The organism is Streptomyces sp. CBMA156, from assembly GCF_014596515.1.
GTDB lineage: Bacteria > Actinomycetota > Actinomycetes > Streptomycetales > Streptomycetaceae > Kitasatospora.
In genome coordinates this window covers 1-24451 of sequence record NZ_MSJQ01000396.1, presented here as the reverse complement: position 1 = coordinate 24451, position 24451 = coordinate 1, and the positions used below count along the sequence as shown (strand labels likewise).

Genomic DNA, 24451 nt, shown 5'->3' with positions numbered 1-24451 from the left:
CCCTTCTTCGCGCTGGTCAGTCGGATGTGAGGTCGCCGGCGGCCCGGGCGAGCAGGCGGCGGTGCACGGTGGCGGGCAGGGCGATGGCGCCTTCGCGCAGAGCCGCCTGCTCGCGTTCGCGGCTGCTGCGGCCGGGCAGGCGCAGCGGATGGCCGTCGCGGGTGCGGCCTCGGGCGATCTCGGCCAGGAGCTGGGTGTTCGCTGCGGGGGCTCCGTCTGTCTGGCCGCCGAGGGTGGGGTCGAGGGCGATGACCGTGTAGCCGGTGGTCCAGGTGGAGTCGACGCCGGTGCCCATCGGGAAGCCGAACAGGCTCCCGGTGAGGGTCTGCAGCAGTAGGGAGAGCGCGAAGCCGCGGTGCTCGCCGAAGATCACTGCCGCGTGGGCCCGGTGGGGGTCGGTGGTCGGTTCGCCGTTGGCGTCGGTGAAGCAGCCGTCGGGGAGCTCGTCGGCGGCGCGGCGGGCTTCCCAGAGCACGCCCATCGGCGCGAGCGTGGTGGACATGTCCGCGGATGCAGGTCCGTCGAGGGTGGGGACGGCGTAGGCGAGCGGGTTCACGCCGAGTACGGGAGTGCGGCCGCCGCTCGGCGTGGCCTCAGGCCGGGAGGTGTTCGTGACGATGGCGACCATGCCGGCGTCGGCGACGTGCTCGGCGACCTCGGCGAGGATGCCGTAGCGCTGGGCGTTGATGGTTCCCACGGCTCCGACGCCGAACTCCCGGGCCCGGGTGATGGCCAGGTCTGCGGCGTAGCGGGCGGCGAGCGGGCCGATCTCGCGCCGGGCGTCGACGACGGCCAGGGCTCCGTACTCCCGCACGATGAGCGGCTCGGCCTGGCGTTCGGCGAACAGGGTGGCCTCGAAGCAGAACTTGGCGATGCCATGGGACGGCTTGCCGCGCAGCTCCCCGGTGAGGAAGTGCTGGACCACCTGGCGGCTCGCGCCGTCGGGCACGCCCGCGGCCGCGCACGCCCGGAGCATCAGGTCCTCGAGTTCGGCGATCTCCACCCGCACGGCCGCCGGCGCGGCTGGCGCGGGAGCGCGGGCGGGACCGGTGGGGGCGGTGTCGGGCATGGCTCTCCGTTCGACGGCATGGCGGGGTGGGACCGGGGCGCGGCAGGCGGCCGGTCGAAGGACTGAGGGCGGGTCAGGAGCGGGAGCGGAATCGGTTCCAGGCCGTGGCGGTGCGCAGTTGCCCTTCCCGTTCCGTACGGCGGGCGGGGCTACAGGTGGCGGCCTGGGCGGCGCGGCGGCGGGTGAGCGCGGTGACGAAGGTGTCGACCGCGTCGGTGGGGGCCGCGGCCCAGTCGGGGAGTACCTGCCAGGCCCAGTTCTCGGCGTCGGCCGGGCTGGTGCCGGCGTCGATCAGCTGAGCGAGCAGGAAGGCGGCGCTCAGCCATCCGGCGCCGCGCCCGGGCCACGCCCAGTCCACCAGGACTGCGGTGCCGTCCGGTCGGATGAGGATGTTGCCGGCGTTCAGGTCGGTGTGGACGAGTCGGTCCCCGGCCAGGAGGCCGAGGTCCAGGTCGGCTCCCAGGTACTCCCAGCGATCCTCGACCCGTAGCAGGGCGGCGTCGGGGGCGGGCAGCACCGCGAGGTGCCGGAGCACGCGGGCGACGGCGCCGAGGTCTGCCGCGCCCGGGGACAGGTCGGCGGCCCGGCCCTGCACGTGTTCGAAGACCAGCCACCGCCAGTCGGCGGCGGCACCGTGGTACAGCAGGCGGGGCGCGAGCGTGCGGACGGCGGCCGCGACGCGGGCCTCGGTGTCCAGGGTGTGGCAGTGGCGGTGGGACAACGGTGTGGCCTTGAGGAACACCAGGCCTCCGGGGATCTCCAGGGACAGGCGCCGCCAGGCGGTTCTGCCTGCCGTCGCCTCGGTGGCGGTAAGCACCGGACCGCAGGCCGCTTCGACGGCGGAGCGCAGCTGCTTCGGGAGACCGCTCCACACGGTGGCGGTGGGAGCGGTGGGGCCTAACGGGTGGGGAGCCAAGGCCATGGGGTAACTCCTGATCCAGGTTGTTACGGGAATCCGGGGACGGTGGGCGGGAGCGGAGCCAGCTGCGCACCGATCGGACTACGGCCCGGTGGGTGGCTATCCGGTCGAGGCCCAGGTGGGGCCGCGCCACCAGGCCGGCGAGGTCGTTGACCGGATGGTCACGCGGGCATCAGGAGCTGCGGCGGACGGTGAGCAGCTGCCGCAGCCGGTCTCCTTCGGGAGACAGCGGGCGGGCGTCGCCGGTGAAATGGGCCTGGCTCAGTGGCCGGACGGGGCCGGACAGCCGCGCGAACTCGTCGCCCGGGCCGGCCCCTCGGACGGCTACTGGTCCTGGTCGGCCATACGGGCCAGGACGAACCGGCCCCGGTCGATGAGGACGGAGTTGTTCTTGATGAAGCCGCCGTTCAGGTACGAGACGCCGAGCCGGGTGGTCAGCAGGCGCAGCAGCCGGTCCTCCTCGGCCGTCAGCGGGCGGCCGTACCCGTCGAAGAACGCCTTCTTGAGGTCGGAGCGCTTCACCCACACCGCGGCGTACAGCCATGTGTACTCCTCGACGGCGAGCCCGTGGGCGGCCATCTCGAAGTCGATCAGCCCCAGGACACCGGTCGAGTCGTCCCACAGCCAGTTGCGGGTGGCGAAGTCGCCGTGCCGGTAGACCGCGGGCACCTGGCGGGCCAGTTGCGGCAGCTCGTCGGCCACGCACCGCACCAGCGCGCGCTGGGCGGCGTCCAGCTGGTCGCCGACGCTGTCCAGGCACGCGGCGGCCTCTGCGGCCTGCTGCGCCATGGACGCGCCGATGGCGTCGCGCTCCCGGTCCCGGTCCGGGACCGGGGCGGACGCGTCGTGCCAGAGGCGGAGCGAGCGGCCGGCGAGCTCGTACACCCGCTGCTCGTCGCGGGGGTCCAGGGGCAGGTCGCGTACGACGCGGCCGGGCTGGGGCGAGCTCAGGATGGCTTGCAGGCCGGGGTCGGCGGCCAGGAGCCGGGGCGCGCCGTCGGGGTCCAGGGCGTGCTCGGCGTGCCGGTAGCCGGTGATCTCGCGCTGATAGCCCGGAGCGCTCGGGCTGATCTTCACGTAGGCGATCCGGTCGCCGACGCTCACGCGCCACACCTGGGACTTCGCTTTGGGCCAGGACACGTCGGCGGCGGCCAGGTCCCCGCCCGCCAGGTTCTCGGTGACCCACCGCCGCAGGTCGGAGGGGATAGGGGTGTTCCGGGTCATGTGAGGTGCTCTCCGATTCGCGTGGGTACAGCGGTGGCCCGGCGGCCGGGGCGCTGCGCGGCGGGTAGCGGCGGTGCACCGACGATACCCGCCGGGTGGGCGGGGTGCGGACGATGGAGCGGTGGCGGGTGCTGGTGCACCGCCGGACCTGCCGGATTACCGAGAGGCGCCTTCCGCTCTCGTCGGCTGGGACAGCCGGTCTGCGCGGGGATGGGGCGGGCGGGGTCAGAAGTAGTCGGCCAGCCAGGGTTCTCGCTCGGCCGTGGCCGCGAGGAGCCGGGCCACGGTGTCGGGGTCCGCGTTCACGCCGGCCAGCGTGGCTGCGGCGGTGCTGCGGTAGCCCCCGGCGTACCAGAGGGTGAACTGTCTGCGGGTCAGTGTGAGGTGCCCTTCACGGGTGCCGGGTGCCAGTTCGCCGTGGCCGGCGCGGATGCGCAGCGTGTACTGCTCGGTGGCGGTGGCGTCGTCGGTGACGACCGAAAGCGGCAGCACGAGGTCGATGTCGGCGGGCCAGCCGCGTAGTTCGACGGCTCGGCGCAGGTCCAGGATGCGCAGCATCCACGGGTGCCAGGAGCGCGCCGACAGGTCGCCGCCCCGGTAGAGCAGGTTCGCCAGCAGCGGTGCGGGCGGCAGGGCGGTGCGTTGGAAGGCGACGGTGGACACGCGGCTGTTGTACCGGCCGAGGAAGGCCAGCATCGCGATACCGGTGCGGTGGTCGGCGGCCCACATGTCGTACACGCTCACCTGCCGGCCTTGGCTGGGGTGGTTCTCGACGGCCACCGACAGCGACCCGGTCACCTCGCCGCCGGGCGGGTTGAAGCGGTAGGTGGTCACGTCGGGGTGCTGGTGTTGCTGCCAGTCCTGCCACCACGCGGGGCGCTGCCACGGCCCGTTCCACTGTCGGGCCAGGTCGTCCTGCAGTCGGTGGAGCTGCTCGCCGGCGCCCTGGGTGATCTCGAATCCCGGGTCGTCGAAGCGCAGGCGGGTGAGGGCGTCGGTGGGCAGGGAGTAGGAGTACACCTGGGCGGGGGCCTCCCAGCCCATGCGGCGGGCGTAGCCGTTGGACGCGGTCCACAGGGTTGCCAGGACCGCGCCCTGGTCCTGGAGTACGCGGAGCCGCTCGGTCAGGAGCTTGTCGGCGAGCCGATCGCCGCGCTCTTCGACCGCCACGCAGCCGCAGCCCATGCTGGCTGCCGGCACTGCCTGGCCTCCGAAGTACTGTGGAACCAGCAGGCCCAGGCCCCCGGCGATGACCCGCCCGTCGCGCACGGCGACGCGGCGGTCCGCGTGGGCGCCCAGGAGCCGCACGTCCTGAACCGGCTGCCCGAAGGCGCGCGTGGCAAGGAGGTCGTACTCGTTCCACAGCTCGTCGTCGGCTTCCATGATCGACACGGTCGAGGCGGCCATAGTGATACTCCTTCCTCTCCTTTTCGGTTGCGTCAGGGCCTTCACGAGCCCAACTGCGCTGGCGGCCGGGAGGTGACGCTCAAGCTCCCGGCCCCGGGGCCGGGCGCGCTGGGGTTCCGGTGCCAAGTGCGTTCGGGCTTCTAGTAGTTGGTCGCACTGCGGACGGTGGCGGCGTCGGCGGGGACGAGGAAGGTCCGCGTGAAGGTGAGGACCCGCTGGCTGTCCTGGTTGTAGCCGTTGGCGCGGCAGGTCACGACTCCCTCGTGGGGTCGGCTCGTGGACGGGCGGGCCTCCAGTACCTCGGTCGTGGCGTAGAGGGTGTCCCCCTCGTGGACGGGGTGCTCGAAGCGCACGTCGTCCAGCGCGAGGTTCGCTGAGGTGAGCCCACTGGTGGCGCGTACCGTCATGCCGATGACGAGGCCGAGCGTGACAATCCCGCACACCAGCACCTTCTCGCGGCCGGTCGCCGCGCAGAACTGGGTGTCGGAGTGGACCGGTGCGGGGTTGCCGGTCAGGGCGAGCATCAGGGTGTGGTCGGTGGCGGTGACGGTCCGTCCGGGCCGGTGCTCGATCACCAGGCCGACGGTGAGCTCGTCGAGCCCCACACCGACATTCTCCCGCACGGTGTTCTCCCCGACGGGCCGCAGGCCCTGCAAGGCGGTGATGGTGGTCATAGATGTACTCCTTCGGATGCGGTGTGGTTGCTGGTCACGGGTGCTGGTCGGCCCGCTCGGCGAGGGCCACGGCGGCGGCATAGAACGGCGCGCCGACCATCTGGCCGTCCACCGAGGTGATCGAGGCCCCGCTGCGCCGGCGGGCGGCGACAATGGCCCGGGCGTGGGCCAGTTCCTCCTCGCTGGGCCTGAACGCCTCGGTGATGACGGGCACCTGGCGGGGGTGGACGGCCGTCTTGCCGACGTAGCCGAGCGCCCTGGCCAGCTCGGCCTCGCGCCGAAGGCCCTCCAGGTCGTCCAGCTCGAAGAACGGGGAGTCGACCACCGCCACGCCGGCGGCCGCGGCGCTGTTGGCCAGGACCGAGCGGGCGTGCAGCAACGCCTCCCAGGTCCGGGCGCCGCCGGTGAGCAGGGCGTAGTCCGCCGCGCCGAACAGCGCGCCGGCCAGTCGCGGTGCGCGCAGGATCGAGGCCGCGTCCTCGATGGCGCGCGGGGTCTCGATCAGCGCCCAGATCTGCGGGGTATAGCCGTCGCGGTCCAGGGCGGTGGCGGCGATCTCGATGTCGCGGGCGGACTCGACCTTGGGGACCAGGACGAGCGGGGGCCTGCTGGGGTAGTCGGCCATGGCGAGCAGGTCCCGAATTCCGTCCCGGGTGAGCAGGGAGTTCATCCGCACCCCAGCCAGCGGGCCGTCCGATGGGGCGGTGGTGAAGAAGTCGGCGGCCAGCGTGCGGGCGGTGTCCTTGTCGTGCAGGGCGACGGAGTCCTCAAGGTCGACGAGGGTGATGGCGGCGCCGCAGGTGCGGGCGCGGTGGAACCGGCCGGTGGCCACGGCCGGGGTGACCATCCAGGCCCCGCTGACGGGCAGCGTGGTCGGGCTCACCACTACTCACCGCCCCGTGTCCGGGGCGCAGCCTTCTGCAGGTCGCGGACGACGGCCTGGATCTGGTCCTCCTGACCGGCGATCACCTGGCGTCGGCCGAGCTCGAAGAACACCTCGACAGGGTCAACGCCCGCGTCCTGCGAGGCTTCCAGGACCGGCAGCCTGAACCCGCTGAAAACGCCGGCCAGTCCGCTCACCACGCTGATCGAGTCGATGGTCGGCGGGGCTGGCATCAGCTGGGCCTGCGCGATGTCGGCGGCGTTCAGCAGGGCGGACAGGTCGATCCCGGTCGGGTGACCCGTGCGTTCCAGCACGGCGGCCAGCACCTCCAGCTGGGTGTTGCCGGCCCCGGCGCCGAACCCGCGGGCACACCCGTCGATGACCCGTGCCCCGGCTTCGACGGCGGCCACCGAATTGGCCACCGCCATCCCCAGGTTGTTGTGGCCGTGGAAGATCACCGGCACCTCGCCGACCGCGTCCACGATGGCGGTGATCCGCGCGGTCACGTCGGCGGGCAGGTAGTGGCCAGCGGAGTCCATGATGCCCACGGCGTGTGCGCCGTAGGCGACCAGCAGCGCGCACTGCTCGGCGAGCATCTCGGGGCTGACCATGTGGCTCATCAGCAGCACGGCCTGGGCCTCCACCCCGAGGTCGCCCAGGAGGCCGAGGTGGCGCTCGGCGACGTCGGCCTGCGAGCAGTGCGCGGCGATCCGCACGACGTCGGCGCCGCGCTTCACCGCGTTGCGCAGATCCTTGCCCGTGCCCCAGCCCGGCGCCATGAACACCGCCATGCGGGAGTTCCGCAGCTCCTCGCGCACCGCGGTGAGCATCTCGTCGTCGCTGAGCCGGGCCCGGCCGAGCTGGAGAGAGGAGGCCCCCAAGCCGTTCCCGTGGCCGACCTCGACCACGGGGACGCCGGCTCGGTCGGCCGCGCGGGCGTACGCGCGCAGCTGGTCGGCGTCCAGTTGGTGGCGCACCGCGTGGTGGCCGTCGCGAAGCGTCGGATCATGCAGCACCACCTCGGGTGCGGAGGGCGGGCGGTCCAGCAACTGGGTCATGGGGGTCCTCACCGGGTCAGGGCGGCGGCGTGCTGCTCAGCCATGTGCACCGCGGCCGCGTTGATGATGTCCAAATTGCCCGCGTACCACGGGATGTGCCCGGAACGGGCTGTGACTTCCAGGGCCACGTCAATCCGCTGCCCGGTGACGGTGCAGGAGGTGACGGCGTAGCCGGGCGCGTAGTCCCGGACCCGCTCCGCCGCGGCGTGCACCGCGGCCTGCACTGCGTCGGTCTCTGCGGTGGGCGCGAGCGCCGCGACCGCCACGCGAAACGGCGGTGCCGGGTCGGCCGGGGTCAGGTTGAGCAGCGCCTTCACCGGCGCCTGGCAGGCAAGTTCCTGCACCGCGACCTGGGTCGTCGAGATGTACTCGTCGATGTTCAGGCGCGTGCCCCGGCCGGTGCTGGCCGTGGCGGCCGTGGCCACGACCTCCATGTAGGTGGGCCCGCAGACCTGGGCGAGGGCGTGGAGCACGGGGATCGCCGTCTGCCCGCCGCAGCTGATCAGGTTGAAGTGCCGCGACGGCAGGGCCCGGGTCCCGTTGACACTCGGCACCACCCTGGTGCCGGCGCCGCTCGGGGTGAGGTCGACCAGCACGGCGCCGGTCGCGGCCAGCTGGACCTGGTGGGCGGTATGGGCCGCCGCGTGGGAGGCGTCGAAGACCACGTCGAAGTGCTCACCGCTGCGGGCCAGGGAGTCGATCCCGTCGGCGGCGGTCGCCAGCCCCATCGCGGCCGCTTCGCGCAGCCCCCTCGATGAGCGGTCGCGGCCGACGACCAGTGCGCACTCCAGCACGCCGGACTTGCCGATCCTCTCGGCTAGGTCCAGTCCGATCTTGCCTGTCCCGAGGACCGCGGCCCTCAGTCGCCTCGTGGGCTCAGCCACGATGGTTCTCCTTCCGTTCGTCTTGGTGCCTTGGGGTGAGGTGAAGCCGACCGGAGTCGGCGCCGGTGCGCGGCGGGTCAGCGGACCTGCACGCTCACCGGGGGCAGGTGCGCAGACGAGACGCTCACCTGGCCGGGCGTCAGCGGGAGGCTGGCGTGCACCGCTCCGGCCAGCACCACCTCACCGGCCTTCAGGCCCAGGCCGAAGGCGGCCAGCCGGCGGGCCAGCCACGCCACGGACTCGATCGGGTCGTCGAGGATCTCGCTCCCGGCACCGGAGGCCACCGCGGTCCCGTCCACGGTCACCGTCAGCACCTCGGACGGCAGGTTCAGGTCCGGAAGGAACGGGACTGCGGGGCCGGCGACGATCCGGGCGCACGCCGCGTTGTCCGCGATGCTGTCGACCAGGGCCAGGTTCCAGTCCTGGTAGCGGGTGTCGATCACCTCCAGGGCGAGCAGCACCTCTCCCACCGCGGCCCGAGCCTCGCGCACCCCGACGGATTCTCCGGCCAGGTCCCGGCAGAGCCGGAATGCGAACTCCGCCTCGATGCGGGGGCTGATCAGCCCATCCAAGGCCAGCTCGCCCCGGATGGGCACGACCATGTCGTCCAGCAGAACTCCGAAGTCCGGCTCGTCGATGCCCATCTGCTCACGCATCGCGGCCGAGGTCAGCCCCACCTTGTGTCCGACGACCCGGGCGCCCCCACCCAACCGCTGCTGCACCCCGGCCCACTGGATCCGGTAGGCGTCACCCAGATCGGCCATCGGGTGCCGCTTCGTCAACGGGGCGACCGGACGGCGGGACCGCTCGGCCTCGCGCAGCAGGCCGGCCTCGTCCTCCACCCAGCCCTGGGCGTTCCCCACCTCGGCGGGGACGGGAAGCCGGTACCCGGATTGCGTGGTCGCGGTCGCGGGACCCAGCGGATCCAAGGGGATCATCTCGTGGCACTCCTTCGTACAGAACACTGATGCGGCGACCGCCGCCCCGGGGCCCGTCGGGCCGACCGAGGTCCTGTTGAGGGGAGAAGTGGCGGCGCGCAGGGCGGGGCTGTGGCGGTCCGGGAAGGCTGGATCGCACTGGATGTAGGCCGGCGGCGTGTGGCGGCTACCTGCGGGCGAGCGTTCCGGGTGGAGACCCAGGAGACACCACATCGCAGGACGGCGGAAGGCACTTTCAGGGGGGCACTTTTCGACATATTGGGCATGTTCGCGTCATGTCTGCTCGATGTTCGGCCCACCGGGCGCGGGATTCAGCACACCGCAGCCGTGTGCGGCGGGGAAGCCCTTCGGCCATGACCCGCACACGGCGTGCGGGATCCGCACATCCTGTGAACCGGCTGGGGAAGCCAACCCCACTACCCTTACAGGTGAGGCGAGTTGGGGAGTCGAATGGCTACTTCATCCAAAGGAAGCCGTGATCTCGGAGCGGTCATCCGCGGCGCTCGCGCTGCCAGGCGGATGACGCAGGCCCAGCTGGGAAAGGAAACCGGCTACTCGGCTTCGGCGGTGAGCAGGATCGAGAACGGTGAGATGCGGCCGTCGCCCCACTCGCTCCTGCGTTTCGAGGACGTACTGGAGATCGACCTCGGTGCGTACAAACTCGAGGTCTCGGCAGCGGCGTTGAGGCCACAACAGCCATCCGGGGCCACTTCCGGCGCTATCGTGGCGACCAGGACGTCGGACCCGGAGGATCCCATGCGCCGTCGGAACTTGCTGCTGCTTGGCGTCGCCGCGACCGCTTCCCTGGCGGTCCCACAGGCCGCGGCGGCAGGCTCGGCGCAGGCCGGTTCCGCCGACCCGGCCGACAACCTGGTAGGACTCCTCTACACGCCGCCTGCGCCCGTGTCCGGAACCTCGCTCCCGCAGTTGGACCGGCTGCTCGCCGCGACCCGGGCGCAATTCACCGCCTCGCACTACCGGGATCTCGGCGCCGCCCTGCCGGGCCTGATCGCGACCGCCGAGGCCCACCGAGACTCCTCCAGCGGCGGCGCCCGCGAGCGGGCCCACACCCTTGCCGCGCGAGGCTACGTCCTGGCCACGGAGTTGGCGGCGAAGCACCACTCGGACCTCGCCTGGGCCACGGCCGACAGGGCCGTACAGGCCGCTCGCCAGAGCGGAGACCCGGTCGTCATCGGCGAGGCTGTCCGCGTCCTCGCCATCACCATGCGCCGTGCCGGCCGTCCTGGTGCGGCCGTCGCGCTCCTTGAGCGCACGGCCCGCGACCTCGACGACCACGGCCCCGCCGCGCGGGCCGTCGCGGCCAGCCTATGGATGACCGCCGCCTACACCGCGGCATGCGCCCACGACGCCGGCAGCGCCCACGACCTGCTGACAGGAGCCGCCGAGGCCGTCGACCGGCTGCCGGTCGGCCTCCCCCGGCAGCGGCTGTTCACTGTGGAAGCTACGCCGACCCAGGTCGACCTGTACCGGGTCGGCGTGCACACGGTGCTCGGCGAGCCGGACCAGGCCGTCCCCCACGCGACGCGGATCAACCCGGCTGCTCTGCCCACGGCGGAGCGCCAGGCGCGCTGGGGCACCGACACCGCCCGCATGTGGATGCGCCTCGGCGACCAGCAGCGGACTTTGGCCGCACTGCGGTTCGTCGACCGAGTCGCCCCCGAGGAGGCCCGCCGACCCGCACTGCAGGCGCTCACGTCCGAACTGCTCTACACAGCGATGCCCGCGGCCGGCGTGCGCGACTTCGCACGCCGGACCGGGGTCCTCACCTGAACGCTTCCCGGCCGCCTCTTCACCAGCATCCGCCGCCCGGAGGTGACATCCCCCCGGGCGCTCAGCGACTCAAGCCGACGGTGGGAGGCCGGAACCGACCTGGTGTGCAAGTTCACGCACCCGCGGATCACCACTCCATGGGTCGAGCCTGCCGACCAGGTCATGGAGGTAGCTGTGTGCCCTCGAAGATCGCACCCCGGCGAGGATGTCCAGTGCCCGGTAGCCAACGGTCACCGCCTGCTCGAGGTCCCGGTCGATCGCATGCGTGCTGCCGAGGACAGCATGACGGATGCCGACCGCGCGCGTGTAGCGGCCCACCGGCATCGCACCGGCGCGCTCGGCCCAGCGCCGGGCCGCTGCCGTGAGCCCGAGGTCCCTGTGCACCTCGACGCTGTCGGTGGCCAGCCGCTCAGGGGTCATGTACGAGATCCACGAGGGGTCGTAGGTACCTTGGTGGATACCGGACAGCAGGTTCTCGCAGCGAACCAGCGCGGCGGCGGCGCCCACACCATCGCCGTCCTTGGCCAACGCCCTGGCCAAGGCAAGCTTGCAGAACGCCAACACCCGAGGCGCGGCGTGGCCCTTGCCCCGCTCGTATGCCGCCTCCGCCATGTCCGCGGCCTGCGACGGCCAGCCGGCCAGGAACGTCTTCAGCGCAAGCGTGGCCAGCACATAGCTGCCCAGCCCCACATCGCCGGCGGACCGGGCCAGGCGCAGGGCCTGGATCAGCAGCCGGTCAGCCGCGCCGTGGTGCCCCGCGTCCATGGCCGCCCAACCTACGACCCGCGACAGCTCAGCGACGGCGCTGTGCAGCGCCTGCCCGGTCTCGGCGGAGTAGTTGCCGGCCAGCAGCGGCGCCGCCGACCGCAGGCAGACCAGGACGTTGCTGTCGCGCCAGTCGCCACCCCCATACCGGGAGTCCACAAGCTGAGCCTGAGCAGCGGCCGCCCACACCTCCTCGACGTCGGTCCTGCCGACGCGCCGTTCTCCGTGACGCGGGGCGGGGACGTCGGCTGGGACTGCCATCCACCGCATGGTCGCCGCGCCGAGGACGGCGGGTGCGGCACTGGGCAGGCGCAGGACATCACGGCGGTGCACGGTCCTCCAGCAGGTGATGGCGTTCCCGAGAGCGGTCTCACGGTCGCGGGGGAAATCCAACCCGACCGCGGGGTCGAGCGGCGCCAACTCCCCGAACCCAGCATCCTCAAGAGTGACAACCCGGTTCAAACGTTCGCCAAGCAACCGAACAATCCGCTTGGAGGTCATTTCGCCAGGCTTTGCCCCGTCGAGCCAGCGCTGCACATGGGTATGGGTGTAGGCGGTGGGCTTGCTATCGTTCTGGGACAGCCTGTTGATCTCGCGCGCGAGCCACGCCCGTTTCACATCAGCCGCCGCGATCAGGCTTCCCAGGGCGGTGTTCACCTTGTGGAGCTTCGACGAACCACCATGCCGGGCAGTGGACGAGCCTGTGGCTTGACCGTCGTCGACCCTGGTGGACGGCGGTGCGGTTGCACCTTGATCCCTCGCAGACATGAGTCACCTCGTCGTGTCAGCCACTGTGGGCGAATGGGCAGGAACGAGAGCGGGGCTGACGAAGCGCCCCGGCCTGTTGGTACGCGTGATAGTGCAGCCCAGACGCCGGACCCACAGAGGACCGACTCCTCGCGCATGCCGACTGCGAACACCAGCCGGGCAAGGGACACTGGAGGGTAGCGGCCGGTGACCGAGGTACTGTCCCGTCCCTCAGCACGCTGCCGGACACACCTTGCGCCGAGATGTCCCAGCACCTGGGCCGAATACGCGTCACCACGGTGACTCCAGCATTCCTGCGGCGGCCCATCGCAGGAGGTCCAGGCTCGCCCGGTGGCCCAGTGCCACCCGGCCTTGCGCCGTCAGGCGATCGTCGGCCAGGTCCTCGTAGAACGTCTCGGCGCCGCTCGGGGTGACAGTGACGGTCCGGCGTCGGCCGAGGCGAAGGCCGACGCGGTCGACGAGGATCCTCTGGCTGCTGCACAGGGGAACGATGCGAACCCTCAACCCGGTGCCCTCAGCCAGCGCGGTGAGGTGCTGCAGCTGTCCGCTCCATGGCTGTGTGCCAGCTTGGGCGCAGGCGTGGAGCAGGGTCTCGTTGAGCAGCAGGACGACGCGACTGTCCGGCCGCGCCAGCCGGGGCGTGCGTGTCTTCCCGGTCCCGCACGCCTTCGTCAGGATGGTGCGGTCCTCGTCCTCCAGCACGCGCACGATGGCCGTGGCGGCCTCGATCTGGTCGGCACGCAGAGCACCCTCAGGGGGCGGGGATGCCATCCATGAATCGGCCGGCTGTGGAACCTCGAGCGCGGGGCCGGAGTTGGCACCCGGCACTCCGATCACGTTGGTCGTGGTGGTGCTCATTCACGGTCTGCTTTCACTCGGTGCTGTCGTTGTTCGGTCGTGGCCGGCCCTGTGAGGTTCCGCAGTGGGAGGGGCCCGACCGCGAGCCGGGCGGTACGTCCGGCGAGTGCGGCGGCTGCCGACCGGACCGGCAAGGGCACGTGTCCGGGCCTGGGATGCCGTAGCGCGGGCTGGTCATCGGCGAGGTCACGATGCCCGGCATGACGTCGCCGGAAGGTCCACCTGCTTCGTGTCCCTGCGGGCCCGGTCGCGCCGTTCGTAGCCGCACGGACGGCAGCCTTTTCCGGTGCGGCGCACGTTGCGCAGGTTCGGTGTGACGACGCTTCCGCACCCGCCGCAGCGGCAGCGCCACGGCCTGATGGTGACGCCCGGGTATGGCTCCAGCGGCTCCAGGCCGGCCGCACGCATCACTTCCACCGCTTCCTTCACACGGCAGTGCGCACAGCCCGCAGCCGCCTTGAGTGGCCGGCTGACGACCGTCCCACAGGCCAGATGCCGCATGGACCACGGCTTCTCGGTACTACCGGGGTAGGGCTGCATCGGCGTGTAGCCCGCGGCCCGGATGCGTTGTATGGCGTCCTCGGCGTTGACCGGGGTCCGGACGGCGGAGGGGGCGCAGCCGGCACACGGGCGTGTTCCTCTGAGAAGGAGGAAGAGTCTGGCGGTGGCCGTGTGTCCGCAGGCCTTGCGGCGGACCCGGACCGGTATCCGGGTCGTCTCGAACGGGTGGAGGAGCTCGTAGCCGGCGGCGCGGAGGCGGTCCTCGACGACGGAGTGGTCGAGGCGGGGCCGACCGACCGAGGCGCGCCTGCCGGAGGTGTCAACGGTGGTCGTCCTGGCCGCGGTCCGGCAGCCGGGGCAGAGAGTTTCCTTCTTCTCGATGCCCTGTTCTCTGCGGGCACGGTTGGAACGGTGGGCCGCACGCAGTTTGTCCAGTGTTCGGACGCAGACGTGGCCGCACGCGATGTGCCGGACTCTCCAGGCGAGGGTGACGCCGCCGGGGTAGGGCTCAGCGGGCTCGTAGCCGTAGGCTCGCAGCCGGTCCACGGCAGCCGTCTCACTGAGCGGGACGCGGCTGTTCGGCCGAGCCCCGGGGCGGCTGCCAGGGCCGTTTCCCCGGGGTGCACAGCCGGGGCACCTGTCGTGGGTGAGTTCGTCGAGCGGCTTGGCGACGATGTGGCCGCACGCTGTGTGGCGCACGTGCCAGGGCGCGGTTCGGCTGTTGGGGTAGGGGTGAACCGGGGTATAGCCGAGGCCGGTCAGCTCGGCCTGGGCGGCTCTGGCAGCCGGGTCACAGCTGGTGCAGTGGCCGAGGAATCCTCGTAGGGCGTGGTGTTCGACCGATCCGCAGGTTCGGTGCCGCATACGCCATGGTCGGTCGGTTGAGCCGGGGTAGGGGGTGAGGGGCTCCCATCCGTCGGTGTTCAGACGTTTGACGGCTTCGTCTGGTGTCAGGTCGTAGGTCCGCGTGGTGGGGGCCTTGCGGTTGGCGGAGCGCGGGTGGCAGACACGGCACGGCCGCCGGAGAACGGAGAGATCGGCGAGGAGGCCCCGGTCGTGATGGCCGCACGTCATGTGGCGGACGTGCACGGGAACGGTGGAACCCTCGTACGGCTTGGTGAGTTCGAGCCCGGCCGCCCGTAGACGGGCCGCGACCTCGTCCTGTGTGAGCCGTCGCCGGCCTCTGCGCCGGGTCGACGGGTCGGTGTTCGTGCTGGTCATCGTGGACGGTGCTCCTTGTCGGCGCAGGATTTCGGCATCGGAACGGCCGAGGGTCGGCACCCACCGGACGGTGCGCGGCGTGCGCCCTCATGGGCTGTCGCGGCCTTCAGGTCCGGCTGTTCGGCGGGGAGTCCGTGAGAGCTCGCCGTGCCATGCCCCGGGCGGGTGGCGTTCCTGGAACCGGCAGACCGGAGTGCGGATGCGGTCATGGCATGTCCTGGTGATCGACCGGCAGCAGCGGGTTGCCAACGTGGATGATGCCGCCGAACTCGACCAGTGCGGCCCGCTGTCCACCGGCAGGTGCCGGGACCCGCCCTGTGGCCGGCCACGCATGCCCGGCCACAGGGCTGGGCGGGCCGAGCAGCGGGTGCGGGGCGAGCGCGGCGGTGATCTCGGCGCTGCTGCGCACCAGCCCCCACCGGCCGCGGGTGCGCTCGGTCAACAAATCGTTGACGGTCCCTCGCAGGAGCTCGTCGTCGAGCGTCCACTGGGAGACGGCGAGCACGCTCCCCCGGGGAAGGCGCCCGACGAGGTCGGAGACCAGAGCCGCGAGGTCGTGGAGGGGCGCGGTGTGCGCGGCAGAGACGAGGAGCGCGCACACCGGCCGTTCCCAGGTGACACGGCAGCGCAGATCCGGGTGGTCGAGTACGTCAGCGCAGAGGTACGACGCCGCGATCACCGGGGTGCGATCGCTGACGTCGAGTGAGGTCCGGGCATATGCGAGCGCCCACTCGTCGTGCTCCACGGACACCACCAGCGCGTCGGGATCGTGGGACTGCACGGTCCTGTACAGATAGGGGTTTTGGGGAACCCCGCAGCCGAGGTCGACAATCTGCCGGATTCCCCTGTCCACGGCCGCCCTGGCGACCTCGACCTTGAACTCGACGGCGTCGCATACGGCGGCGCGCACGCCGTCCACGAGTCCGGAGAGCTCGTCGGCCAAGACCTGGTCGGCGGAGTGGTTCAGTTCCTGACCGGCGAGGCGATTGGTCATCCTCAGCCCGTTCGGTATCTGGTTGTCCCAGGTACAGGTTCCGGCGTGCATTCTGCTCATGGACAGGGCCTCTTCACGGACGGTTCCTTCGACGTGCTGGCCGCTCGGTGCGGCGACCGATGGTGCGCAGGTCAGTGGGGCACGGGCAGGACGCACGGCGGGCATCAGGCCCAGGCCCGGACGCGGACCAGGGCCCCGTACTCGAAGACCGCCGGGGCCGGGCCCGCCATGGGAAGGTTCGCGTGGGTGGGCAGGGTACGTCCGACCGCCGACCACGCGGTGACGTCCCCGGGCCGGGGACCGACCCTCTCCAAGCCCAGCAACGCCTTGGCCAGGTCGCCGGGCGCGCGGACCCTGCCCCAGCGGCCGTCCGTAGCCTCGTGCATCAGCCGGGTCAGCCGCCTGCGGTGCCGACGGGCGGGTGCGGCCAGGTGGGACAACGCCAGCAAGCTCCCCGGCGCCATACAGGCGGTGATACCCCCCACGAGCGCCGACAGGTCGGGTGCGGGATGCTGGTGATGGAGGCCGGTGAGCAGCACCGCGACCGGCTGCGCGAGATCGATGACATCCCGCACCCTCGGATCGTCGAGGATCTCCGGACCCAGCTGCTCCCGGAACAGGGTCACGACCGGCGCGTCGGCGTGCACCAGCATCTCGGTCCGGGTGTAGACGGTCCGGTCCGTGCAGACCAGCACCACGGGAGCACCGGCGTTGTGCTGCTGGACCGTCTCCCAACCGAGGACGCCCCGGATCGCCGGGGCGTAGGGGTATCCGTGTCCCAGGTGCAGGACCTGCGTGATGCCCGCGTCGGCGAGATGCTCCAGCACCCGGAACTCGAAGTCGGCGCCCGCGAGGGACGCGCGGGCGGTGCCGGGTACAGCGGCCTCGATGGCCTGCGCGGCGAGGCGGTCCGGCGCGAAGCTGGCGGTGCCGGAGGTCCAGGAGTCCGCCATGCGGAAGGCGCAGGGCACCGAGACGTCCGGACGTTCGGCGGGTGTGGCGGTCATGGGCGGGGCCCTTCAAGAGGCGGGGAGGAGTCGGGGTTCAGGAGACGGTGTCGGCGGGCGATCGCGACCGCGTGCGGGCGGCTGTCGGCATCGAGTTTGGTGATGACCCGCTGGATGTGGCTGCGGGTCGTGGTCGGGCTGATACCGAGACGCCGGGAGATGCCGTCGGTGTCCAGCCCGTCGGCCGCGCCTTGCAGCGCCTGCCGTTCCCGTTTGGTGAGCAGGACGGCGAACCGCGTGCCCTCGTCTGCCCCGGGACGGCTGTCAGCCGCCTCCAGCGCCTGGTGCAGCAGAGCGGAGCCGATCGCCGCATGGCCGGACAGGAGCAGCGTGAGCGCTTCGTGGGCCTCGTCCACGCCCGCGTCGTGGGGCAGATATCCGTCCGCCCCCGCCAGCAGGGCACCGAAGGCCACCGTGCCGTCGTGCGGTCCGACGGCGAGGGCCGCAGCCGCCGGCAGCGCCCGCTTCAGGTGCTGGATCCGTGCCTCGCACGATGTCTGGCCGTCGACGGCGAGTACCAGGACGTCGGCCCGGTCGCCGGGCCGGGCCGGGCCGGCGATCCAGCCGTGGAGGCGCAGCGCGACGGTCAGGGATTCTGCCTGCAGGAGCGGCGCCGCGATGGCGATGCGAGGCCCGGGGCGGGCGGGACGCGCCCTGGCGAGGAGCGTGTACCCTGATCGGCGTCCGGTCGTCGGCGGGAGCTGTTCGCGGTACACGTAGCCACCGGAGGGCCGGGCGGCCGTGACGGTCACAGGACGGCTCCGGGCGACGCGGTCAGACCGTCACTCAGGTCGATCATCAGGCCGTTGACGGCCCATCGCAGGCGGTTCACGAGGCCCGGCCCGTCCGCCACGGCGCGCTCCGCGCCCTCTCCCGGGTCGATGGTCACCAGGGCATCCCTTCGGCGGGCACGGCGACGACGGGCCGGCGGTCGGGCAGTTGCGCGGCCCCGGGCAGGTCGACCGTCCGGCACGCCTCCTCCAGTTCCCTGCGGCAGACCTGGCCCGCGCACAGGTCCAGGACCTGCTCGGGGGTCACCAGCAGCCGCTGGATCCGCGAGCCGGGCGCCATCGCGAGAGCGGGCCCGGGCAGGAAGCCGACTGCGCGGACGCCGGCGCCGCGGCGGCCGATGACCGTGACGCCCTTGACGAAGGCGTGGACGCCGCCGGCGCACACGCGGCGCAGGGCCGCTTCCGGGACGTCCGCCTCGCCGGGCTCGAGGGGGCCGCCGGGCAACGCGGTCTGACCGGTCTCCAGGTCGTGGCAGAGCAGGACGAGGCCGGCCGTGTGCCAGAGCCAGCCGTGGACCTCCGTCCCGGCCTCCGCCTCGCCGCCGCGGCCGTCCCGCTCCCACGAGGCAGGGACGGGGGCCCGGGTGCGGGCGAGCACCCCGTGCACGTCCAGCACACCGGGGTGGCGCAGGCTGCCCTGGACGAGTTCGGCTGTGCGGCCTTCGACCCGGGCGTGAAGTAGAGCCAGGATGCGCCTGGCGGCGCCCGGTGCGTGGGCCGCGAGATCGGCGGGGGCGACCAGGAGCGGTGCGCCGCGGCGGCCGTCGTCAAGCGTGCCGGTCTGGGCGTCGGTCAGGGGCGGGTGGTCGTAGGTGACGAGGGTCTGGGCGCCGGCGGGGTGCCAGTCCATGGCGAGCAGCCGTCCGGGGAGCAGATGGGCCAGTCCGGTCACGGCTTCGGCGCCTCGCCGGGCGGCCGCGTAGGGCGCCTCACCGGGCGGCACGGGACCTCGCGGCAGGTCCGGGTCCGTGCCGTCCGGACCGGGGGCGAGCAGCACTCGGCCCCGCAGGTCGGTCAGCAGCAGCTCGGCGTGCGTGGCCGGTGAGGCGGACAGCGCGGGGATTCTGGCAGTGCTCATCGGGGGTCTCCGGCGGGGGGCGCGGTCTTGATGAGGGCATCGGGCAGGGTCAGGCGGGGGCATGCGGGGTGGATCGCGTCGAGCTGGACGGTGCCGGTGGCGACGGCGGCATAGCCCAGCTGCGCGGCGTTGTGGGCGCCGAACGCGCGAGCGGCGGCGCGCCGTCGCGTGGCGGGTGACGGATCGAGGCGGGCGACGGCGCCCAGCACGGTGACCGGGCTTGGGCCGGTTTCGCGCAGGGCCGTGCGGACCGCGGGTGCGGGCGGGGGCAGGGTGCTCAGGTCGGTCAGGCCCGGTTCCAGGAGGGACAGGCCGGCCACGAGCGCCGCCACCTCGTTGTGGGAGCGGATACGTCCCCAGCCGCCCAGGATCTGCTGTCGCATGAGGGCCGAGGCCCGGTCGGCGGCATGTTCGTCGGCGCTCGCCAGGTGGGTGAGCACGACGAAGCTGCCGGCGGGCATGAGGGAGGGCAGGTCGGCCAGCAGCGCGGCGGGCAGTGCCTCGTCGGGCAGCGTCTCCAGGGTGGAGCACAGCAGGACCGCGACCGGCCGGTCCGGGTCGAGGAGCGCCCGGGCCTTCGGGTGTTCGAGGATCGGGTGCAGCCCGTCGGCGAGGTCGGCTTCGACGACCGCCGTCTGGTCGGTGCGCAGGTAGAGGCGGGCGTGATTGAGGACCAGGGGGTCGTTGTCGACGTAGACCGTCGTGCTGTCGGCGGCGATGGCCTGCGCGATCTCGTGGACGTTGCGGCGGCTGTGCAGGGGCAGGCCGCAGCCGAGGTCGACGAACTGGCGGATGCCGTGCTCGCGGACGAGGGCGCCGACGCTGTGCTCAGTGAACGCCCTGGCGTGGAAGGCGAGATCGGGTGCGTTGGAGACCAGCCTCATGAACGCGAGTGCGGTGGCGCGGTCGACCCGGAAGGAGTCGGAGCCGCCGATGAAGTAGTCGGTGACGCGGCAGGACCTGGCCTGGGTGAGGAGGCCCTCGATGACCTGGTCCACTGTGGTGCGGTCCGGTGTGCCGGCCGTGGTGGCGGGGGCCGGGGGCGTCATGCGGAAGCCTCCGCGTCCAGGGGGCGCCGGTGGCGGGGGACGCGGACCAGCGGGCTGGGTGCCGTGGGGTCCAGGGCGAGCGCTGCGGAGACCAGCGCCCACAAGGAGAAGCCCTGAGGGAGGTTCCCGGTGAGCTGCTGACGGTCGGCGTCCCACATCTCCGACAGCACCCCGTGCGGGGTCCGAAGGGCCAGCAGGCGTTCGAACAGGGTGCGGGCCTCCCGGGTGTGGCCGAGCGCCGCGAGGGCCTCGACCGCGTGGAAGCTGCAGGCGATGAAGGCACCCTCGTCGTCGGTCAGGCCGTCGACCGCGCCGTCCGGGCGCGGCCGGTAACGGCGGACGAACCCGTTGGCGTCGACCAGGTCCCGCATGACGGCCTCTACAGTGGAGACCAGCCGCTTGTCGTCCGGGGGCAGGACTCCGGCCGGCGCCATCAGCAGGACGGCGGCGTCCAGTTCACGCCCGCCGTAGTACTGGGTGAACACACCGGCCTGCTCGCTGTAGCCGTTCCGGCACACGGATGCCTTGATCGCCTCGCGCGCCTGCGTCCACCGCCCGACCGCGTCGGGGGCGGTGACGGGCACACCGGCCGCGGCCCGGTCGCTGGCCCAGCCGACCAGCAGGTCCAGGCCCTGCCAGCACAGCAGTTTGCTGTGGACGAAGTGGCGCCAGGGGCCGCGGACTTCCCAGATCCCGGCGTCCTCCAGCCGCCACACCGTGCAGATCCGCTCGCCGAGGGCGACCATCAGCGCATCCACGTCGGGGTCCGCCGGCATCCCGGCTCGCTCACAGGCCACGAGCGCCTGGATCAGCTCCCCGTAGACGTCGTGCTGCGCCTGTCCGGCTGCGCCGTTGCCGACCCGCACCGGCGTGGAGCCCGCGTACCCGGGCAGCCAGTCCAGCTCTCGTTCCGTCAGGTCACGGCCGCCGTCGAGCGTGTACATGATGGCGGCCTGTTCCAGGTCACCGCCGACTGCCCGCACCAGCCACTGCCGCCACCGCGCGGCCTCCTCCAGGAAGCCCAGGCGCACCAGTGCCTCGACGGTGAGCGCGGAGTCGCGCAGCCAGCAGTAGCGGTAGTCCCAGTTGCGGGCGCCGCCGATCCACTCCGGCACGGAGGTGGTCAGGGCCGCGGCCACCGCGCCGGTTTCGCGGACCGTCAGCAGCCGCAGCAGTGCGGCGGCGCGCAGGACCGCCTCCCGGTAGGGGCCCTGGTAGGTCAGATGGGAGGCCCAGGACTTCCAGTCCCGGCGGGTGGCGGTCAGGTCGACGCTCGGCGTCGGGGCGGGCCATGCCGTGGTGCCGGATCCGCCGACGGTCAGGGTCAGCGGGTGCTGCTCCCCCGCAGCGACGGTGAACTCCGCGCTCCATCCGCGCCCGGGGGCGGCGGCCGGCTCGTGCCCGGGGCCGTCGAGCAGCAGCGTGACGGACCCGGCGGTCAGCGCCAGGGCGTCCGTGCCGCCCTGGCGGGCCACCCACCGCACGTGACCGGGCAGGCGTCCGTACCCGAATGCCGGCGCGTAGTGCGAGGCCATCGCGACAGTGCCGGTCAGACCCTCGACGATCTGGTGGAGGCGGCTGAGGCGAGAGCCCGCGGGCTGGGGCGGCATGAACGACGTCACCCGCACGCTGCCGTCGTCGGTGTCCCACTCCTGGACCAAAACGAGCGCGTCGCCGTCCCAGGCGCTGCGCGTTGCCCGACCGGTGCCCTGGGGTGCGAGCGTCCAGTGTCCGTGCTCGGGGCCGCCGAGCAGCGCCGCGAAGTGGGCGCTGCCGTCGAGGGTGTCGCAGCCCCACTCGACGACGCCGGAGGTGGACAGCAGTACAGCGGTGCGGGTGTCGCCCAGTGGCACGAGGTCTTCGAGGGCAGTGGCGGCTCTGGTCGCGGAGCGGGGCATGGTCATGGTGCTCAAGGGAAGGCGTCCGTTCGCAAGGGTGGTGACCGGCCAGGGATGTGGAGCCGGGGGTGTGGTCAGGGGGTCGTGGCCAGGTGCGTGCTGACCTGGGACAGCAGGACCCGGCTCGTGGAGCAGGGCCGGGATCGGGCGAGGCGGGCGTCTGTGAGGCGACTGCGCGCGGTGGCGGCCTCCCCGCCGCGGCAGATGGCGCCGTTCGTCGTGACCTCGGCCGGCAGCGTGTGCCTCGAGCCGTCGAGCCGGTGGAGTTCGACGGGTTCGGTGTCCGGGCCGGGTGGCCGGCCGATGGCCGATCACCTGCTCCTCGCGCAGGCGCATGAGGGGGTCGGGCTGGTCGGCCAGACCCGGCACGCCGAACTGCACGGCCATGGTGGCCGGGCTCGATGGCGGCCAGGTTCCGGGCGGTGGCGCCGATCGAGGACGCGGTCTGGCGCAGCCGCAGGTCGGTGGCCCTTCGTTCGGCCCGCAGGCAGGTCCCCGGGAGCCGGGGTGGGGCCTGATCGTGCGGAGGCCGGCGGCGCGGGCGGTGGTGACGGCGTGGTGTGGCCCGGCGGCGGGAACGGTCAGGGTGTCGGCCTCGGTCACGGTGTCGCCCCCGCGGGGGTGGTGGTGCGGGCGCGCATCCACTGGGCCGCGACGCGCAGGTACGCGGGGGCGTCGTTCGTCCGGCCCGCGCGGTGGTGGACCGAGTCGACGGTGTCGATCGCGCGGTGCGCCGTCGTTCCGGTGTGGTAGCGGACGCCGGTTGGATCCGCCTCGACGACGAGCGGCCCGGCCGCGGTGGTGAGGTGGATCAGCGCGGGGCCGCCGGGGGAGGCGACGGCCGGGACGAGGGCCACCGTCACCCAGCCGTGCCGGGTCAGCTCCGCGAGGTGGTCGAACTGTGCGGCGGCGGCTGCCGGGCCGCCGCAGGCCCGGTCGAGGACCTGCTCGTCGAGGTACACCTGGACGCGTACGGGCGGTGCCGTCGTCGCGAGCCGCGTGAACACGGCCTCGTCCCCGGCCTCACCTGTGTCCGGGTCCGGGCCGGCGGTGAGGGCGTGGTGGTAGGCGGCGGTCCTGACGCCCGCTGGCATGATGCCGCCGCCTGCCGTCCGCCACGCGGTGGCCTGCGACAGGACGCTCTCCAGGCGGCCGGCCCAGCCTGTCTGGTCGTCGACGGTGCTCTCGGTCCAGGTCCGGCGGATGAGGGTGTCCAGGACCGGCAGGTCCTGCGCGGCGCCGAGCGCACGCAGCAGCCGGCTCAGCCGCTGCGCCGGCGGGGCCGGCGCCCGGCCGGCTTCGACGGCGGCGAGCTGCCGCAGGGTGATCTTCGCCGCGCCGGCGGTTTCCCGCAGGGTGAGGTTGCCCGCCTCGCGCAGCGCGGCCAGGCGCAGCCCGGCGACGACCGGCCCGCTCGGCACCAGCAGGGCGGGCTCCTGGACGTCGTCGGGGTCCCGGTCGGCGCTCACGACGCCTGTCCCGCGGTCAGGGCCCGGGCTGCTGCGTCGAGATGCCGGTGCTGCCCGGTGTCCAGGTACGGTCCCCCTTCGATCCACGGCCACCGGGATGTGGCCGGGTGCTGTGCGGCGCGGTCGACGAGAGCGGGGTCCAGGGCGGCGCACGCCCGCACGAGCGCCTCGGTCCCGGTGCGGCCGGTGCCGTCGGCGGCGAGGGGTACCAGGACGACGAGCGTGCGCAGGCCGTCGTGCCGCCCGCGGGTCTCCAGGGCCCATTCGACGGCCTCGCCCGCCGTGTGTTCGTCGTACGGGGCGGCGACCAGCAGGGCGTCCGCGCCGGTGGCCCGGTGCGGACCGTGGGCGGCCAGCACCAGCAGGTCCTCGTGGCCCTGGGCGAACTGCCACACCACGTCGTCCCGCCTCCCGGCGGGCAGGGTGGGGGTGAGTGTGCCGGTCCACAGGGACGCCGGGCGCAGCCATGCGGGCAGGGCCCGGGCGGCCCTGCCGACGGCCTCCGTCAGCCGACGGCACGCCGGCGCGGAGGCGCACACCACCTGCACGCGCCGCAGCCCGTGACGGCGGGCCACCTCCAGGATCAGGGCCGCCAGGCTGTCCGGAGTCCCGGCGGCGCCCGCGTGGGGGACGGCCAGCAGCCGGTGACCGCGCATCAGGCCTTGCTGCGCGGCGAGTAACGCGCTGCGCCGTACCACTACGGGGCCGGCCTGCCGGGGGAGACGACGCGGATGGGTGGAGGTGAGGGTGAGGCGGGCCGCGGTGGGCAGCCCCTGGCCGTCGTGCGGCGCCCCCAAGTGTTCCGGCCCGGAGGAGGCGGTGACGATCAGGTCCCACGGGGCGAGGGGCCGGTCGCCGGCGGCGCGGTGCAGCTCGGTCAGCGTGTCCAGGGCCTGAGGTGTGACCACGACGGTGGCCGGCTGCCGGGTGCCGGCCAGGTCGACCAGGCCACGCGGTGTCCAGGCCAGGGCCCGCTGACCGTCGTCCTGCGGGGCCGGAACGCTGCGGGGACGCGACAACAGGCCCACCACGGCGCCTTCGTGGGCGCGGGCGCGGGTCCAGGTGTCCATCGCGCTGTCCCACGCCGGGCCGTCGGCGGCGATCACCAGCACGCGTGAGCCGTGGCCGGCGAGGGCGTGGGCCACGGCGGCGGCCACGGTGTGCTGCTCGGGGCGCGGGATCTGCGCCGCCGCGGCCGGTGCGAG

Annotated in this window: 22 protein-coding genes and 1 pseudogene; 2 read left to right on the top strand and 21 right to left on the bottom strand. The window is 73.0% G+C overall.

Features of this window, described 5'->3' with window-relative positions; translation table 11 throughout:
• Window positions 1-16 precede the first annotated feature (16 nt).
• The 9 genes from BU198_RS35185 to BU198_RS35145 all read right to left on the bottom strand — a co-directional run bounded on the left by BU198_RS35185 (window position 17) and on the right by BU198_RS35145 (window position 9056).
• Complete coding sequence (locus BU198_RS35185; protein WP_188298141.1) at window positions 17-1069, bottom strand: Ldh family oxidoreductase; 1053 nt, start codon at window positions 1067-1069, stop codon at window positions 17-19.
• A gap of 73 nt (window positions 1070-1142) precedes the next feature.
• Window positions 1143-1943 (bottom strand): aminoglycoside phosphotransferase, encoded by an 801-nt coding sequence (locus tag BU198_RS35180; RefSeq protein ID WP_188298142.1) that lies wholly within the window; start codon window positions 1941-1943, stop codon window positions 1143-1145.
• Window positions 1944-2312: 369 nt separating this feature from the next.
• A complete protein-coding gene (locus BU198_RS35175) occupies window positions 2313-3212 on the bottom strand; it encodes an aminoglycoside phosphotransferase family protein (RefSeq protein ID WP_188298143.1) in 900 nt (299 codons plus the stop codon).
• Window positions 3213-3437: 225 nt separating this feature from the next.
• On the bottom strand, window positions 3438-4619 hold the full coding sequence (gene eis / locus BU198_RS35170; RefSeq protein WP_188298144.1) for an enhanced intracellular survival protein Eis: 1182 nt from the start codon (window positions 4617-4619) through the stop codon (window positions 3438-3440).
• Window positions 4620-4759: 140 nt separating this feature from the next.
• Window positions 4760-5293 carry a MaoC family dehydratase gene (locus tag BU198_RS35165; RefSeq protein ID WP_188298145.1) on the bottom strand — a complete coding sequence of 178 codons (534 nt, stop codon included), beginning with the start codon at window positions 5291-5293 and terminating at the stop codon, window positions 4760-4762.
• 34 nt (window positions 5294-5327) lie between these two features.
• Window positions 5328-6176, bottom strand: coding sequence for a CoA ester lyase (locus BU198_RS35160; RefSeq protein WP_317620204.1), 849 nt, complete (start codon window positions 6174-6176; stop codon window positions 5328-5330).
• Window positions 6177-6178: 2 nt separating this feature from the next.
• Complete coding sequence (gene dmpG, locus BU198_RS35155; protein WP_188298146.1) at window positions 6179-7234, bottom strand: 4-hydroxy-2-oxovalerate aldolase; 1056 nt, start codon at window positions 7232-7234, stop codon at window positions 6179-6181.
• 8 nt (window positions 7235-7242) lie between these two features.
• Window positions 7243-8118: an acetaldehyde dehydrogenase (acetylating) gene (locus BU198_RS35150; RefSeq protein ID WP_317620205.1), complete on the bottom strand. Its 876-nt coding sequence runs from the start codon at window positions 8116-8118 to the stop codon at window positions 7243-7245.
• A gap of 77 nt (window positions 8119-8195) precedes the next feature.
• Window positions 8196-9056, bottom strand: coding sequence for a 2-keto-4-pentenoate hydratase (locus BU198_RS35145; protein ID WP_188298147.1), 861 nt, complete (start codon window positions 9054-9056; stop codon window positions 8196-8198).
• Window positions 9057-9506: 450 nt separating this feature from the next.
• Between BU198_RS35145 and BU198_RS42950 the strand changes: the two are divergent.
• A pseudogene (locus BU198_RS42950) lies at window positions 9507-9692 on the top strand (helix-turn-helix domain-containing protein); the annotation flags it as partial.
• Window positions 9693-9812: 120 nt separating this feature from the next.
• Window positions 9813-10847 (top strand): transcriptional regulator, encoded by a 1035-nt coding sequence (locus BU198_RS35140; RefSeq protein ID WP_223244640.1) that lies wholly within the window; start codon window positions 9813-9815, stop codon window positions 10845-10847.
• 69 nt (window positions 10848-10916) lie between these two features.
• Here the strand turns inward: BU198_RS35140 and BU198_RS35135 are convergent, their stop codons facing one another.
• The 12 genes from BU198_RS35135 to BU198_RS35080 all read right to left on the bottom strand — a co-directional run.
• Complete coding sequence (locus BU198_RS35135) at window positions 10917-12269, bottom strand: hypothetical protein (protein ID WP_188298149.1); 1353 nt, start codon at window positions 12267-12269, stop codon at window positions 10917-10919.
• A 381-nt stretch (window positions 12270-12650) separates the two neighbouring features.
• The gene (locus BU198_RS35130) at window positions 12651-13238 is read right to left on the bottom strand and encodes a Scr1 family TA system antitoxin-like transcriptional regulator (RefSeq protein WP_188298150.1); all 588 of its coding nucleotides are present in this window, start codon (window positions 13236-13238) and stop codon (window positions 12651-12653) included.
• A 186-nt stretch (window positions 13239-13424) separates the two neighbouring features.
• Window positions 13425-14960 carry a hypothetical protein gene (locus BU198_RS35125; RefSeq protein WP_188298151.1) on the bottom strand — a complete coding sequence of 512 codons (1536 nt, stop codon included), beginning with the start codon at window positions 14958-14960 and terminating at the stop codon, window positions 13425-13427.
• Window positions 14961-15165: 205 nt separating this feature from the next.
• Complete coding sequence (locus tag BU198_RS35120; RefSeq protein ID WP_188298152.1) at window positions 15166-16014, bottom strand: SAM-dependent methyltransferase; 849 nt, start codon at window positions 16012-16014, stop codon at window positions 15166-15168.
• A 104-nt stretch (window positions 16015-16118) separates the two neighbouring features.
• Entirely contained in the window at window positions 16119-16961 is an 843-nt protein-coding gene (locus tag BU198_RS35115; RefSeq protein WP_188298153.1) for an SAM-dependent methyltransferase, read from the bottom strand.
• The gene (locus BU198_RS44050) at window positions 16958-17713 is read right to left on the bottom strand and encodes a response regulator transcription factor (RefSeq protein WP_188298154.1); all 756 of its coding nucleotides are present in this window, start codon (window positions 17711-17713) and stop codon (window positions 16958-16960) included. Before BU198_RS44050 ends, BU198_RS35115 begins: the two co-directional genes overlap by 4 nt.
• Complete coding sequence (locus BU198_RS35105) at window positions 17710-17850, bottom strand: hypothetical protein (RefSeq protein WP_188298155.1); 141 nt, start codon at window positions 17848-17850, stop codon at window positions 17710-17712. Before BU198_RS35105 ends, BU198_RS44050 begins: the two co-directional genes overlap by 4 nt.
• Window positions 17847-18830, bottom strand: coding sequence for a hypothetical protein (locus BU198_RS35100; protein ID WP_188298156.1), 984 nt, complete (start codon window positions 18828-18830; stop codon window positions 17847-17849). The genes BU198_RS35105 and BU198_RS35100 overlap by 4 nt, the downstream gene beginning before the upstream one ends.
• Window positions 18827-19879 (bottom strand): SAM-dependent methyltransferase, encoded by a 1053-nt coding sequence (locus tag BU198_RS35095; protein WP_188298157.1) that lies wholly within the window; start codon window positions 19877-19879, stop codon window positions 18827-18829. Before BU198_RS35095 ends, BU198_RS35100 begins: the two co-directional genes overlap by 4 nt.
• The gene (locus BU198_RS35090) at window positions 19876-21783 is read right to left on the bottom strand and encodes a glycoside hydrolase family 15 protein (protein ID WP_223244642.1); all 1908 of its coding nucleotides are present in this window, start codon (window positions 21781-21783) and stop codon (window positions 19876-19878) included. The genes BU198_RS35095 and BU198_RS35090 overlap by 4 nt, the downstream gene beginning before the upstream one ends.
• Before the next feature lie 593 nt (window positions 21784-22376).
• Window positions 22377-23246 carry a Scr1 family TA system antitoxin-like transcriptional regulator gene (locus BU198_RS35085; RefSeq protein WP_188298159.1) on the bottom strand — a complete coding sequence of 290 codons (870 nt, stop codon included), beginning with the start codon at window positions 23244-23246 and terminating at the stop codon, window positions 22377-22379.
• Window positions 23243-24451: hypothetical protein (locus BU198_RS35080; protein WP_188300885.1), on the bottom strand; the 1209-nt coding region annotated here is incomplete at its 5' end. The genes BU198_RS35080 and BU198_RS35085, both read right to left, overlap by 4 nt.